The following is a 13785-nucleotide window of genomic DNA, read 5'->3' as shown; positions in this document are numbered from 1 at the left end:
TAAAAATAATGACTGTAACGCGATGACCTTTTATGGGTTCGAACTACTTATGTTTATAATTTGTTTACAGCCAATGGTTTTCTTCAAAAATAACAATTTAGGTGGTCAAATGAAACATATCATTGCTCTTGCTTCAAAGATTGCTTTCACTCTCGCCCTTTTATATGTAATTTTGGACAGAGTCTATCACGCGCCCTTTTTAAGTGTGATGTTTATTGCACTTTTTCTAGGTTTTGTGTCCTATCTATCCGGAGACATGCTCGTCCTTCCGAGAACAAACAATATTACAGCTTCATTGGCTGACTTTGGACTTTCATTCGTTATTCTTTGGGTCTTTGTTTTAACCCAAACTAGAAATGATTTCCCGCCGTTTGCTGCTGCTCTGCTTTCCGCTGCCTGTCTTACTGTTTTTGAATACTTTTTTCATCGGTATTTGCTGAAAAATGTGCTGGATGAAACCTTCCGAAATGAACTGTCAGCCAGAGATAACACACTGCAGTATCAAACAGAGGCCGCAGACGAGCTGTTTCCTGACGTTACGAATGAGAAGCATGAGGAATAGGAGGCAGGTTATTGCCCCCTATTTTTCAGTAGTTACTTTTCAGAAAACGGGACATCACTTCAGTAAAATCAAAAAATCTCTCATTTTGAGTAACAGATCTGCTTTTTAAAGAAAAAACGCCGAACAAAGATTTTCTAAAACCTGTGCTCATTTCTAATTGGATGCTCAGACCTGTTTTTGATTGATTTGCGATGTTATTTGGACTTACGCCCGCACGGGGGTGGTCCGTACTGAGCAATACAGCAGGAAAACCGGCATTTTGCAGTTTTTCAACTAAAACTGCCGCTCTTCCTCGATCTGTACCGCCGACTTCGATCTGCTGAGCTTCTTCTGCATATCCATGCAATGAAATGACATATTCATGACTTCCCGTCATTTTCAGTGCCTGAGGCTCATCAAAATGCGTGCTTGTAATGTGCAGCACTGCGTTTCCCGACGATTGTAAGCCTTCAAATAAATACATCGAATACTCTTTGCTGAGTTCTCTCGCTACTTCACTTGTCCCGCCTTCAATACCTCCTCCGTGAATGGCTAATACTAGAACCGGGCTGCCGGTTTCTTTCGTAACAATGCCGTAATCAGAAGGATCTTCAGTGTTTTTTAATTCTTCAAAATTCTGATATACATCTTCAGCATATATTGAAGAAATCGGAGTAAATACCATAAAAATAAACAATAATTTTACAATTTTAAGAGTTGATGGAAAACGTTTGGCTATGTTACAATCAACATGCTTCAAGGAATGGAGCAAACGGCGGAGCAGGGATACTTTGGCCGGTTTCATCTACTCCGCCTCTAAGTCCAAATAAACAGGATGTCGGTTTCTTTGAGGCTTTAGCACGAATTCTCTCGTCCTCCTTGTTAAATTTTTGTTAAATTCACAATATTATATACCATTAGCCCGGGCGCTGTTCTTCTCATTTTTAGATTTATCAAAAGTATGGGCACCACCTTTTTCCCATTCCCATATAAAAAAGAAAAAAAACGCACCTGCCCGTTGGCCTGTGCATTTTTATTTCCTTTTCATTCTTCGTTTTTTTGCTTTATTCAGTTTCATGATGTTTTTTTCAATTTTTCTTATTTTTCTCCTTTGCGGGATTGTTTTAACTTCATGATAAACAGCAATAAACCCGCTTAATGTCACTGCAGTGATGTAAAGTGCACGCTGTTTGATCATCCTATGATCACCCGCTTCTTTTTCCAGTCTTTCGATCACATCTTTATCAAACAGCTGATCGATATACACTCGTTTCATTCCCACTGCAAACCCCGCAGCCAGCCAAAGAATCAGAAGACAACTAATATAAAACATCATTCATCCTTCCTTTCCGGCAGAGAATCGGAATGTAATCATCAAACAGCTGGCAGACGAAGCCGCGTCTTTGTATTAGGTTCTTTCATTTGAGCGGGTAATATGTGTAATGCTGTAATGAACAGTTAGAAATTTTATTCCAAACAGCCACATGTGATGGACAGCGGTTAACCTGTTGTCAAGTGCAGCTTCTATCAGAAAAGTTTCAGATAAAGGAAGCGGAAAAGTTCCCGCTCTTGTTTGCAGATAAATCCCCTCATCCCCGGCTCTGCTTTTTCTCCGCCTGCTTGTCAAAACCAACTTCTTCTTCTGATGATAAGGCTTTAAAATGCCTGTCATGCTGCTGAATGGAAGCGGCAGAGAAATGTTCATATAGCCCTCTCCATTTGAACGATACACTGAGTATAGAGCGGTAAAAATGGTTTCGTTTTTTTCATTTGTTCTGATCCAGGCACGCACTTTTTTTCTTCCGTCTTTTTTCGAATCAACACCCTTTATCGTGCTGTACATCCTATACCAGTCACGGCTCGTCGACAGATGTATTTGGCCGGTTCTTCTGCTGAACCATTCGTAAACCATTGCAAGCGGCCGAAACCACGTGCTCCACGTCACTTTTGCTTTAACATCATAATCAATGGTTTGTTCATAAAACGATGGAATAAACGGTGCCAGTTTTTCGGGTGAAAAATCTTTTGAACGAAGGCTTCCCATATCATCCACAAGCCCCCTGTACTGAACGGTACTTTCAGCTTGAATGGTAGCTAAAAAGTCTTTTCCAATCCTTCTTTTTCCGCAGATACGGCTGAATGTCTTTACACTGCCTGCATCAAAAGGCTTCGGATCTTCTATTCTCCATCCTATGAAAGCGGGCAATACAACAAAAAACGCGTTCACAAAACCGTGAATCCAAATCATCTGATTGATGGTCAGTGTAACGTCTTGCCGAAATACACCAAATGAATAAATCATCGAGAAAGTGATCGTTATCATGAGGACGGCAGAGGAAAGCCGAATAAGACATTTCCCCATCCTGCTGCGAAAAGCTGTGGTGAACACTAAAAATGCTTGAAGATAAAGCGCCGCCATATAGATGCCAACCGCAATGACATCAAGTGTTTTTGAAAATGTGATCCCAAGCGCAATAAGCAGGGGCGAAAACAAAATCACCGTTGTTATCCAACTGTACAATATCCGATTTTTTCTGATGATTCTTCCGAGCAAACCGTTAAAGATCGGGATCAGAAAAGCTGAATAGTGAAAATGGACAGCAGTCAGCAAAATGATAAGAGGGCCAAATTGCATCACTTGCAAATGTGCAGCATAAGCAAAAAACCAAAACCCTCCTCCCGCCAAATAGATAAGCCCGAACAAAACTGATGTCTCTTCGATTCGATGTATCTTTGTTTTCCAAAGGCGAAGGATCGCATACAACGCCATAAAAATGGTGTACATCCACCAGATCAGCGCGAAGCCTCCAATGTCTGTGACAAGAGCCAGTACTGCAAAGAAAGCGGCGATCGGATAGCATTGGATGAACCCTGATTCCAGAAATTGAGCCATCCGAAGCGGCGATTGATGAAAAACAAAAGGAAAAATTTCTGGCACGAAAAAAAGAATGGATAATAAAACAAGTGCCTCTGCCACTGATATATGGGGTGCTTCCGCTGCTAGAAATCCCATAAAGCAAAGCGCACTGATCAGGCCATTTCGTTTTAGCATGATTCTCTCTCTTCTTCCTGAAACGTTCCTTTATAAAAGAAAAGAGTGCCGAGAATTGTATTTTGTACATGCACTTGAATGGTGAAGCAGTTCTTGCTTTCATCATACGTTTCGCAAACAACAGATGTACCGGTCAGCCATTTTGGGAGCGGTATTCTTTTTCCGCATATCAATAGCCACTGCTTTCCCGATTTAATAGTTAGAGAGCCGTCAGGAGATGCCTCGAACGCTAAAACAGACAGCAGAAGATGGGGTTTGCCGAAGAAATCAAGTATTCTATCTTCTTTTTCGTCGTATATCATTATCGCGTCAAAAAAACGTTTTTTTCCTTGAAAGAAAAATGTACGATTCCATTCTATCCCGGTATGTTCCCGATTCAAAAGACAAGTTCTATTTTGTATTGTAAATGGGATGTCTTTGCCTCTTTCTGAAAAGAAACACCTGAAGAAAACACCCAGCTTTAACAGCATTCTAACCAGAAAAGAGCCTCCGCTTATTTCTGACATCGTTCCTGTCCCGCTGAATGTATGAGATCCGTCTAATTGATACCGTTTTCGGAGCTTGGGATGCAGCAAATGATAGTTATTGATTGATTTTTCATAAATCGAGCTCACAATGTCACTTCTTTCTCTTTCGTTTTGTGTGCCGTGCACTGGGGAGCTGCAGACTAAGAACGCCGCTTGCCGAAGAACACACACTCAACAGAACCCATAAAAATATCTCGGAACCCAGAAAAGCGAATCCAGCAAAGATACAAGTCTGGACAGCATGAATAATCCATCTTCTCTTTAATGGAAGCAGCCATAACATACCCAATCCTATCTCCGCTGTTCCTGCGAAAATGCTGGTTTCAAAACCTGTAAAGCCTTGATAAAACCAAAACAGACCGAAAAACAGACTCATTAGCACATAGACGACAGCAGATCGAATTGTGTGTTTCGGATGTTTATTTTGCTCAATCCAAAGCCTTAATGCATCAAAGCTCCATGCGGTCGCCCAGCCAAGCAGCGGCCGAAATAATAAACGATCAATCCATCTTCCCGGCAGTCCGTATGCAGTTTCGTATTGGTACTGTGTTAAAAACGTCGTTTTCCCGTTGTTTTGCTTGATATACTTCCAGTACCCGCTGCCATGCTGAATCAGAGATAACGGATGATCAGAGCCAAAAGCCAGTGAGGAAACTCTTTCAGATGAACATTTATTGAAAAAACCGACTGTTTCTCCCGTACCTGATATCTTTAATCCAAAGCCTATTCTTGTTTCATAAAGAAACTTCTGTCTTTCACATGGCTGTCTATGTAAGTACGTGATATTTGAAAACCGGAGGTCCCATTCCTTATGCAGCGATGGGTTTTGTGTATATTCCCAGAGCGTATCCAGATCAGAACTCATTTCAATTTCTACATAAATCGGTTTTTGTCTCACAGCCCCTCCTCCCTTCTATTTGAAGCCATTCCTATATTAGCATATTGATCGCTTTAAAAATGTATTTCTACCAAAAAAAGTATCTTAATCCTAAAAGATGCATAGAAAAAGAAGAGATGTTGCCTTCTCTTCTTTTTAAGCATCTATTTCATTCATTACTGAATTTTAACCGTTCCATAATGAGTAATTGTAGCGTTAACGCTGTATGTGATGCCAGCCTTACTGAAGGTGTCATCCCAATTATTTTTCATCTTTTTCCATAAGTGGGGATGTTCAAGCCTTAATGATTCATCAAAACCCGCAACATCAGCTTTATATTCATGCTGGATTTTTTCTATTACATTACCGACGATTTTCTTTATTTCTTTTTCCGTATTCGTTTCTATACGTTTTATAAACTGAGTATCCAGCGTCTCTTTTGTATTCCAGTTTTCAACCACCCCCCCTTCTGATTCAATATCGACATGGAATGAAATATCCGTTCCTTTTACTATAGGATGGATTTTGCTCTTTATTTTATTGATATCGTATACCATCACCTGTCGGCTCTTTTTATCATGGCTTTTGACAACTCCGCCTTTCCCTTCTCCGGTAATCCATGTAATTCCTTCAGTTTCATATTCATTTAAAGTGCCAATCATTTTTTTAGACTTCCCGCTCATTACCGCTGCTCCGGAATACTTGATCGCTCCATTCGCCGCGACCACATTTTGCAGTAAAAAACTGCTGCCAGAATGCAGTTTGCCGATTAGTTTCGCAAGTGTCACAGGAGGAAGGATTCTGGATACTTTATGTTCATTTTCACTTAATCCAACCAGGCGAAATGCCGGAATTTCACCGCTCTCTTTTAGCTGGAGGGCTTCTCTCGCCTCTCCTTTCGCAGATAAAACAAGACAGCTCAGCCTGATTTCATTATCACGAAAAAATTGATCCAGCATTTTGTCGATAGGATATGTACGCAGCACATCTTGACTCATAACAACAACTTTTAAATGCGGGCTATACACTTCACGGTCCCTTCTTAACGCAATTTCGCTTCCGATCTGCTGTAACGAATCTCCTGTTTCACTAGCATTAATATACGCTTTTTGCGCTCCTTGTCCGCCACCTCCTCCTCCGTTTGTACCCGCACCTGCCGCTTTTTCATTAACAAACTGATAGGTCAGCGTCATGTTGTCTTCTTTCGGGTAGCTCCCGCCCTCTTCTTTAAAGTCTCTCTCAGTTTTTGTTTCTTTTCCTTTATCAATTGCGATACCGAATGTAAGACCCAGCTCTTCTATTTCCCGGCTGCTCCAGCATCCTGTTACACAAATTATCAGCAGACATACTATGACAATAGCGGACACTTGATGCTTTATTTTACGTTTCACCTCTTTTCCTCCATTTCGATATGACTAAAAGCAAAATCGGCAAAGCGCCAAATATATACAGAGCCATATGACTGACCGCATCGCCCAAAATAAACACGTCATTTTCATTTTTCGGCATGCAGGATAAGATATAAATAATAGGAAGCAGTCCAAACATACACGAAAGCGGTTTCTTTTTAAACACTTGCGAGACTCCCAAAGAAGCTGCGTAAAAAGTGATAATAAACGTGGCAAAAAGCTGCATAATCCAAATCACCAACAGAAATGATTCAAACCGTTCAAATATTAACCCAGGTATTTCAAAACTTCTCATCAGGTCAAGTCCCGGCCATGTTCTCGTCACAACTCCATCAACTGATAGTGCGCCGATAACCATAATCAGCGTAATGATATAAAAACAGGTCACAACACCTGTCCCGAACACAACCGCTTTCACTGCATTCTTTGGCTTCTTCATAAAAGCTACTATTATGAGCATAATTTCTGAACACGTGAATGAAAGAGTCGTTGTCTTCACTCCTTTGAGAGCCGGCATGATTCCATCCCCTAATACAGGGCGTAAATTGTTGATCTCAAATATGCCTATACTCATAAGGGCAATCGTTAAAAAGATGATGACCGTAATCGGAAAGATCATTTCAAAAAGCCGAGCAATTGGATCGATCCCTTGTGTAATCGCATAAAGCCCAATCCAAAGGACTATCATAATAATCGCCCAAGACGGTGTCCCTTCAAGGAGAAAAAACCCCACGATTTCAGACATCACTCTCACTTCAAAGGCGCCAAGTGCCAAAAAATAAGTAATAAAAACGATACTGATCAAACCGCCGATCCATTTTCCAACAATATGCCCCGAATATTCATAAAACGTCTCCTCAGGGTACTGTTGGCTTAATTTAACCATGATGATCCCAGCTATTACAGCGATCACCCCGCCTAATAAAATTGAAATCCATCCATCAGGAGTTTTCGTTTGTTCTGTTACTGTCCGAGGGAGCGTAAGAACTCCGGCAGCGAGCATATAATTAATGATGATAACCGTTGCCTGAGCGGTTGTAATTTTACTGGTTGGGCTGTACATGAGGCTTTTTTTCACCTTCCTGTCGAGTTCATCACTTCACCCGTTTTGTATTATCTGTATTCATCATTTTAGGCCGGCGTTTCATGACTAAAAGAGGCATTCTGATGACGAAGTCTTTCCAATCTTTTAAGTGATAAGGCACTGCCGGACTTGCGTATGGAACACCAAAACTCTTTAGCTTTACGACATGGCTGCTTAGCAGGAGAAAATACATACTGACACCAAATAAGCCAAAAACCGCCGCGCAAAACATCGCGCCAAACCGAAGCAAACGAAGTGCTATGCCTGTGCTGTAATGCGGGATGGCAAATGAAGAAATTGCTGTAAGCGCAACAACAATAACCATGATTGGACTGACAATCCCCGCCTGCACAGCTGCTTCCCCAATAATTAATCCGCCAACTATGCCTATCGCAGGTCCGATGGGTTTTGGCAGACGAAGGCCCGCTTCCCGTAAAATTTCGATCGCAATTTCCATAAATAAAGCTTCAATGAAGGATGGGAACGGAACACCCATACGCGTCCCAGAAATAGATATCGCCAGCTTGGTCGGAATTAATCCCGGATGAAAAGAAATAAATGATATGTATAAAGCCGGTGCAAATAACGTAATGATTGCCGCAATGAATCTGAGCAGCCTGATAAGCGAGCTTGGAAACCACCGTTCATAATAATCTTCTGGCGATTGAAGCATCATGTTGAAAGTGACCGGAACAAGCAAAGCAAACGGAGTGCCGTCAAGCAGAATGGCTACTCTTCCTTCCATTAATCCGCTTATGACGCGATCAGGCCGTTCTGTACTCTGTACTTGAGGAAAGGGGCTGAGATAATTATCCTCAATTAGCTGCTCAACGTAGCCTGATTCCGGCAAATGATCGATCTCAATCCCTCTCACTCTTTTTTTTACTTCCTCGACCACCTTTGGATCAGCGATGTCATTCATATACGCGATCATCAAATCCTTTTTTAGCCGTGTGCCTACTTCAAATTTCTGCAATGTTAATTGATCATTTTTTCCTTGCTGTCTCAAAAGAGCTGTATTCGTACTCAACTCTTCTGTAAAACCTGTGCGCGGCCCTCTGACAAGCGCTTCTGAAAGCGGCTCCTCGATACTTCGATTTTGTTTTTTTACTGTTCCCAGAAGAAAGGCCTGCGGCATTCCATCGATAAGAAGTGCTGTGGAACCCATGAAAACATTCAGCACGATATCATTAATGTTCTCTGATTCTATAACATCACTGACTGATACGATTTGATTCTTTATATATTGCGAAGTCAAAATGCCTTTGCCCGATTGAGAAATTTCATCGCTTGCCTGATTAGACTGATCCATGACTAACGCTGATAGCCCTTTATTCATCAAATCCTGATCAGACAGTCCATCAACAAAAATCAATGCCGCTTTCACATGTAAATGAGTCAGCTCAAGTTCACGGAAATGAACGTCTCCGTTATGTCCGATCTTTCTTTTTACATGTTCAATATCGTATTCAATGTTACCGGTTAACACATCATGATCCTGCTTTTCCGCTTTCGAATGATCTGGTTCTTGATGCTGCATCTTTGTTTTGTACTGATTGCTCCGCCACCTCATCATTGCACCTTCTTATATATGAATCCAAGTAAATACTTTATAGATTACATATGGAACGAGAAATACAACTAACGCTTGAAACCACACATTCCAGTCAGTAAGTGTTGATATCATGATCCATCTGTCAATTCCCTTCTTTCGAATAGAATTATTTTTCCCGTATATCTATTTTTTATGTTCACCTTTTTCCTCAATAAAAAAAGCATGATGAACGTCTTCATCATGCTTTAGAGAAATCTATGTTAAAGATGGTTCAAAAGAAGGCCGCCGATCACACCTGAGATGACAATCACCCAAGGAGGCAGCTTCCAATAAGCAAGCATACTGAACAATACAGCGGCAAACGCAAAATCAATCGGATTCAAAATCGCACTTGTCCAAATCGGTAAATAAAAAGCTGAAATTAAAATTCCGACTACCGCTGCATTCACTCCTGCAAGAGCTCCCTTTAGGTTAGGATTCCTCCGCAAAGCATCCCAATATGGCAACGCGCCTAAAATCAGCAAAAACGCAGGCAGGAAAATGGCAATGGCAGCTAACATTCCGCCCTGCCAGCCGCCCATAACAGCACCAAGATAGGCGGCAAATGTAAATAACGGGCCCGGCACAGCTTGTGCAGCACCATACCCTGCTAAAAACGCTTCTTTGCTGATCATTCCAGCTGGTACAAATTCCTGTTCCAATAACGGCAATACAACATGTCCCCCGCCAAAAACCAAAGAACCTGCCCTGTAAAAGCTGTCAAACATAGAAAGCCAGCGCAAATCCGCAGTTTCCCGCAGAACAGGCAGAAGAACAAGAAATCCTAAGAATAATGAAAGACACACTGTTCCGAATGTTTTAGAAATAGGAAAATGGAATGCTGATTCTTTTTTGTCAATAGACTCTTGAAACAGCAGAAAACCAATCGCTGCTGCGACGATTATAATACCTGCTTGGGTAAACACAGTTTGCCATAAAAGGGAAACAACCAATGCAAACAAGGCAATCGTTTTTCGCTTAACATCAGGTGTCAGCTTTTGAGCCATTCCTGTTATAGCATGTGCAACAACTGCGACCGCCACGATTTTCAAACCATGAATCCAGCCGGCCTGCTCTATATCGGTACTTTTTAACAAAAGGGCAAATATAATAAGTGCCAACACAGAGGGCAGCGTAAAACCTAGAAATGAAACGATTCCGCCGATTAGCCCGCCGCGCAGAAAACCAATCCCAATCCCAACTTGGCTGCTCGCCGGTCCAGGCAAGAACTGGCATAAAGCAACTAAATCTGCATAACTTTTCTCATCCAGCCATTTTCTTTTGCGAATATATTCTTCATAAAAGTAGCCAAGATGTGCAATAGGACCTCCGAATGATGTAAACCCAAGTCTTGTTGAAACTATTAAAATTTCTATCAAAGTTTTAAAGCTGTTGCGCTTATATTTGTGCATTGCTCCCTCCCATGTTTTCAGCTTTTTTTAAAAGCAGAAATACTCCACTTAAGTATAAAAAACTGAAACATGTTTGCAAGCGCTAGTTTGAAATCGTGACGAATCTTATCTTTGCAGTCTGAAATAGTCTAAAATTCCAGTTTAAAGCTTTCTGCCTGCTCTGAAACTTCCACAGGTATCCCCATTATCGTTTTCGGTTTGGAAACGTAAACAAAGCGCATCTCTTCTTTTAATTGTTGAAACGTATTTTCATTGACTACAATTCTAGCTGGCTTTCCTGGGCTATTATCAATGGCTGCTTTAATTTTTCCAAGCATAAAAAACCTCCTGTTTTAGATTCTAAATCAGAGATATAACCATCATGAAATTGATGACAGCTAAAACTCCTGAAAAATATGCTATACGTTTGCTCTTCTTCCAGAAAAACAACACATTCGCTAATAAAATAAAACTGATGAACGCATCAAATTCGCGCAGAACGATTTGGCTGAGCAGGATTTCCGAATCAAACATAACAATTGCCGCGGCACAAACAATCATGAACGAAAAGACGAAAATATACACTTTCCACTCTCTCACTGTATTTTCTTTTTCATACACGCAGAACCCCGCCTTTCACAGATCAAACTGGATGACTGACACGACGTTCATCAACAGATTGCAGCATAAATCATGCCAGCTATGGACATGATCTCATTATGTATTATATGATTTAAATGAAAAAACATTTTATGTCAAGAGGTAAATGAAATGGATCATATTAACGAAAATACATTACCGGATATTACGAAAAGCATTACTCTGGAGGCACCTATTCAGAAAGTGTGGGAGACAGTCTCCACTTCAGAAGGCATCGCCAAGTGGTTTATGCCAAATGACTTTCAGCTGAAGGAAGGACGAGAATTCCACTTACAATCACCGTTTGGGCTGTCCCCTTGTAAAGTTTTGGCTGTTCAAGTTCCCGCTGAACTTTCTTTTGCATGGGATACAGATGGATGGGCCGTTACCTTTCAATTAGAAGACTTGGGAGAAAAGACAAGGTTTACCCTTATTCACGGCGGCTGGAAGGAGCCGAATGAAATCATCGGTAAAGCAAATGAGAAAAGCTCAGTCATTCGTGAAAAAATGGACGGCGGCTGGACAGCCATTGTCAATCAACGCCTTCCAAAGGCCATCGAAGAATAAGATGATCATCAATCAAAACATGATGAAGAGAGAGGAAGCCCTCTCTCTTTTGCCATATTCAGCTCCGCTAACCGTCTTTCTTGATAATCAATCATAAAAGCTGACTGTTTTTGATTTACCTGAGTAATCGGTCACAAAGAACTCGGCTTTGTTATTGGTTCCATCCACAAATTTCCCGATACTGCTGAAAGTGCGGCATTCTCCGGGTGAAAAATAGTTTGACCCTACATAGTCATCAGGATTGTCACCGGCATCATCTTCATATACATGCAGCGAGACAGAAAAAGGAGTGCTTCCTGAAAGGCAGACTCTAAAATCTCCTCCGCTCGAATATACCGTAGGACTTGAATATGTATATGTGTAAGTCCCCAGCTTATCCCACTCCCCAGCCCCAGCAGTTCCCGCTTGTTCTGCTTGTGCCGTTAATGGAAAGACCGCAGCAAATCCTAAAACAGACAAAAATCCAATTACCTTAGTAAACCTCATCATCCAGATTTCTCCTCTCTTTCAGCCTTTGTATAACAACCATTCTGCGTGATTATTCACTCTATCTGCAGTACTGATTTGGACAAATGGCTTTATGCCATTCTGTTCAATCAGCACCTTATAATGTTCTCTCCCTTCTTTTTGTGGATGGCATCGACATTATATTCGGCACCAGACAGTTTATGATTCTGACCTCATCATCTCACTCGCTGATCGTTTTTAAAATGTTCAAATCAGTGTATTCCCAATTGAAACGCCATCTCTTATAATTTGCTTAGAAGGTTGTACTTCAATCAGGAGGTAAAGAACATGGAATTAAGCTTCACAAAAATACTCGTTATTTTATTTGTAGGCTTTTTAGTATTTGGACCTGATAAACTGCCGGCGCTTGGCCGTGCCGCAGGAAAAGCCTTATCAGAATTTAAACAAGCGACCAGCGGACTGACTCAAGATGTAAGAAAAAGTGATTCAGAAAGCAAAGAAGACAAACAAATATAAGATAAATGGTGGGCCGATGAATAATCGGCTCTTTATTTTGATTTGTTTCTATGTCATCTGTCTTTTTTCTATAATTTGGACAGCCCTTTTTTCCTTCTATGATTTTAACTGTCCAAGCCGCACAATCTATTCTTCGTATAATAAAGCGTATTAACAAATAAAGGAGGAGTATATATGGGTTATTACAAAAAATATAAAGAAGAGTATTATACGGTCAAAAAAACGTATTATAAGAAGTATTACGAATATGATAAAAAATACTATGATCACCATGATAAAAAAGATTACGACTGTGATTATGACAAGAAATATGATGATTATGATAAAAAATATTATGATCACGACAAAAAAGACTATGATTATGTTGTAGAGTATAAAAAGCATAAGAAACATTACTAAACTCCATTCACATCTCCTCGTTTTCACTTTTCCCCGGCTAAATGCCGGGTTTTTTTGTTTGACCTGCTGTGGTTTCATTTGAATTTTTCCTTAATGACAAAATCTAAATTTATATTGAATATTTAGTACATAGTTCTATTAGTTTATATGAGTGTGTATTTGTTCCGGCTTCCAAGTATTGCATGCGCAAAGAAATTTTTGTAAACTCTTTGAGGGCCATACATAAAAGGAGAGGTTCTTTGTCTAAAAACATAGTATTTTATCTCATTTTACTTTGTCTATTTATATCCGTTGCAATGAAAAACTTTGAGGTGATAAGAACGATTGCCAATGTTAGCTGCTTTGTTTTCGTATTGCTGTATGGTAAAGACGAAATGAAAACATACTCACGTACAGCGTTAACAACTCTAAGTATTTGTTTTCTTTTTTTAGTCGGTATCTGTGTTTTTATCATTTTGCAAGGACAGACATTTATGAAACATCACCCCTTTTTCAAAGGCTGGGAAACGATAGCTGGCATTCTTTTGATTATTGTATCTTTAAGCATTTGTTCTTTTATTTTGAGGAAGATTTCAAATTGTTTAAAACGATTGTGAGCTGGTCCTTTCATTATCATAATGTTAAAGGTGTCAGATTGGATGAGCAGTTTCTCTCCTTAAATAATCCCAATATGAAATATTTTGTCGATTTATATACATAAATCCAGTTCCAAAATAAGGTA

The 13785-nt window shown here is 40.3% G+C and carries 17 protein-coding genes; 5 read left to right on the top strand and 12 right to left on the bottom strand.

From position 1 onward, the window contains the following. The first annotated feature begins 109 nt into the window (after positions 1–109). On the top strand, positions 110–562 hold the full coding sequence (locus EFK13_RS09850; protein ID WP_103747202.1) for a YndM family protein: 453 nt from the start codon (positions 110–112) through the stop codon (positions 560–562). Between the two features lie 25 nt (positions 563–587). Here EFK13_RS09850 and EFK13_RS09845 read toward each other — a convergent pair whose 3' ends face one another. The 11 genes from EFK13_RS09845 to EFK13_RS09795 form a co-directional block, all read right to left on the bottom strand. Beyond that, a complete protein-coding gene (locus EFK13_RS09845; protein WP_129505583.1) occupies positions 588–1346 on the bottom strand; it encodes a poly-gamma-glutamate hydrolase family protein in 759 nt (252 codons plus the stop codon). A gap of 228 nt (positions 1347–1574) precedes the next feature. Then, a complete protein-coding gene (locus EFK13_RS09840) occupies positions 1575–1877 on the bottom strand; it encodes a hypothetical protein (protein ID WP_129505584.1) in 303 nt (100 codons plus the stop codon). 72 nt (positions 1878–1949) lie between these two features. Then, positions 1950–3593 (bottom strand): YndJ family protein, encoded by a 1644-nt coding sequence (locus tag EFK13_RS09835; protein ID WP_129505585.1) that lies wholly within the window; start codon positions 3591–3593, stop codon positions 1950–1952. Then, a complete protein-coding gene (locus tag EFK13_RS09830) occupies positions 3587–4207 on the bottom strand; it encodes a DUF4166 domain-containing protein (protein ID WP_129505817.1) in 621 nt (206 codons plus the stop codon). Before EFK13_RS09830 ends, EFK13_RS09835 begins: the two co-directional genes overlap by 7 nt. Before the next feature lie 4 nt (positions 4208–4211). Further along, positions 4212–5018 carry a hypothetical protein gene (locus tag EFK13_RS09825; RefSeq protein WP_129505586.1) on the bottom strand — a complete coding sequence of 269 codons (807 nt, stop codon included), beginning with the start codon at positions 5016–5018 and terminating at the stop codon, positions 4212–4214. 155 nt (positions 5019–5173) lie between these two features. Then, a complete protein-coding gene (locus EFK13_RS09820) occupies positions 5174–6388 on the bottom strand; it encodes a Ger(x)C family spore germination protein (protein WP_129505587.1) in 1215 nt (404 codons plus the stop codon). Further along, entirely contained in the window at positions 6378–7469 is a 1092-nt protein-coding gene (locus tag EFK13_RS09815; RefSeq protein ID WP_129505588.1) for a spore germination protein, read from the bottom strand. The genes EFK13_RS09820 and EFK13_RS09815 overlap by 11 nt, the downstream gene beginning before the upstream one ends. Before the next feature lie 31 nt (positions 7470–7500). Continuing rightward, a complete protein-coding gene (locus EFK13_RS09810; protein WP_129505589.1) occupies positions 7501–9066 on the bottom strand; it encodes a spore germination protein in 1566 nt (521 codons plus the stop codon). A 239-nt stretch (positions 9067–9305) separates the two neighbouring features. Beyond that, the gene (gene chrA / locus EFK13_RS09805; RefSeq protein WP_129505590.1) at positions 9306–10496 is read right to left on the bottom strand and encodes a chromate efflux transporter; all 1191 of its coding nucleotides are present in this window, start codon (positions 10494–10496) and stop codon (positions 9306–9308) included. A gap of 128 nt (positions 10497–10624) precedes the next feature. Then, positions 10625–10813, bottom strand: coding sequence for a hypothetical protein (locus EFK13_RS09800; protein ID WP_103747192.1), 189 nt, complete (start codon positions 10811–10813; stop codon positions 10625–10627). 22 nt (positions 10814–10835) lie between these two features. After that, the gene (locus EFK13_RS09795; protein WP_129505591.1) at positions 10836–11096 is read right to left on the bottom strand and encodes a hypothetical protein; all 261 of its coding nucleotides are present in this window, start codon (positions 11094–11096) and stop codon (positions 10836–10838) included. 150 nt (positions 11097–11246) lie between these two features. On the opposite strand from EFK13_RS09795, the gene EFK13_RS09790 reads away from it, so the two are divergent. Then, positions 11247–11681, top strand: a complete 435-nt coding sequence (locus tag EFK13_RS09790) for an SRPBCC family protein (RefSeq protein ID WP_129505592.1) — start codon at positions 11247–11249, stop codon at positions 11679–11681. Between the two features lie 87 nt (positions 11682–11768). Here EFK13_RS09790 and EFK13_RS09785 read toward each other — a convergent pair whose 3' ends face one another. Beyond that, positions 11769–12167, bottom strand: a complete 399-nt coding sequence (locus EFK13_RS09785; protein WP_129505818.1) for a hypothetical protein — start codon at positions 12165–12167, stop codon at positions 11769–11771. Between the two features lie 309 nt (positions 12168–12476). Here EFK13_RS09785 and EFK13_RS09780 point away from each other — a divergent pair, with 309 nt between their 5' ends. From EFK13_RS09780 to EFK13_RS09770, 3 genes are all read left to right on the top strand, one after another. Beyond that, complete coding sequence (locus tag EFK13_RS09780) at positions 12477–12665, top strand: twin-arginine translocase TatA/TatE family subunit (RefSeq protein WP_075746338.1); 189 nt, start codon at positions 12477–12479, stop codon at positions 12663–12665. A 174-nt stretch (positions 12666–12839) separates the two neighbouring features. Further along, positions 12840–13064 (top strand): hypothetical protein, encoded by a 225-nt coding sequence (locus EFK13_RS09775; protein ID WP_014476919.1) that lies wholly within the window; start codon positions 12840–12842, stop codon positions 13062–13064. Positions 13065–13303: 239 nt separating this feature from the next. After that, the gene (locus EFK13_RS09770; protein ID WP_129505593.1) at positions 13304–13660 is read left to right on the top strand and encodes a YoqO family protein; all 357 of its coding nucleotides are present in this window, start codon (positions 13304–13306) and stop codon (positions 13658–13660) included. Positions 13661–13785 lie beyond the last annotated feature (125 nt).

This window comes from Bacillus cabrialesii (assembly GCF_004124315.2).
Classification (GTDB): domain Bacteria; phylum Bacillota; class Bacilli; order Bacillales; family Bacillaceae; genus Bacillus; species Bacillus cabrialesii.
This window is presented reverse-complemented; position numbering and strand designations above follow the sequence as displayed.

Bases quoted from the DNA above. Each gene is read 5' to 3' on its own strand.
- EFK13_RS09840 (WP_129505584.1), bottom strand. From the start codon at position 1,877: ATGATGTTTTATATTAGTTGTCTTCTGATTCTTTGGCTGGCTGCGGGG.
- EFK13_RS09785 (WP_129505818.1), bottom strand. From the start codon at position 12,167: ATGAGGTTTACTAAGGTAATTGGATTTTTGTCTGTTTTAGGATTTGCT.
- EFK13_RS09800 (WP_103747192.1), bottom strand. From the start codon at position 10,813: ATGCTTGGAAAAATTAAAGCAGCCATTGATAATAGCCCAGGAAAGCCA.
- EFK13_RS09775 (WP_014476919.1), top strand. From the start codon at position 12,840: ATGGGTTATTACAAAAAATATAAAGAAGAGTATTATACGGTCAAAAAA.
- EFK13_RS09850 (WP_103747202.1), top strand. From the start codon at position 110: ATGAAACATATCATTGCTCTTGCTTCAAAGATTGCTTTCACTCTCGCC.
- EFK13_RS09845 (WP_129505583.1), bottom strand. From the start codon at position 1,346: ATGAAACCGGCCAAAGTATCCCTGCTCCGCCGTTTGCTCCATTCCTTG.
- EFK13_RS09780 (WP_075746338.1), top strand. From the start codon at position 12,477: ATGGAATTAAGCTTCACAAAAATACTCGTTATTTTATTTGTAGGCTTT.
- EFK13_RS09790 (WP_129505592.1), top strand. From the start codon at position 11,247: ATGGATCATATTAACGAAAATACATTACCGGATATTACGAAAAGCATT.
- chrA (WP_129505590.1), bottom strand. From the start codon at position 10,496: ATGCACAAATATAAGCGCAACAGCTTTAAAACTTTGATAGAAATTTTA.
- EFK13_RS09815 (WP_129505588.1), bottom strand. From the start codon at position 7,469: ATGTACAGCCCAACCAGTAAAATTACAACCGCTCAGGCAACGGTTATC.
- EFK13_RS09810 (WP_129505589.1), bottom strand. From the start codon at position 9,066: ATGATGAGGTGGCGGAGCAATCAGTACAAAACAAAGATGCAGCATCAA.
- EFK13_RS09835 (WP_129505585.1), bottom strand. From the start codon at position 3,593: ATGCTAAAACGAAATGGCCTGATCAGTGCGCTTTGCTTTATGGGATTT.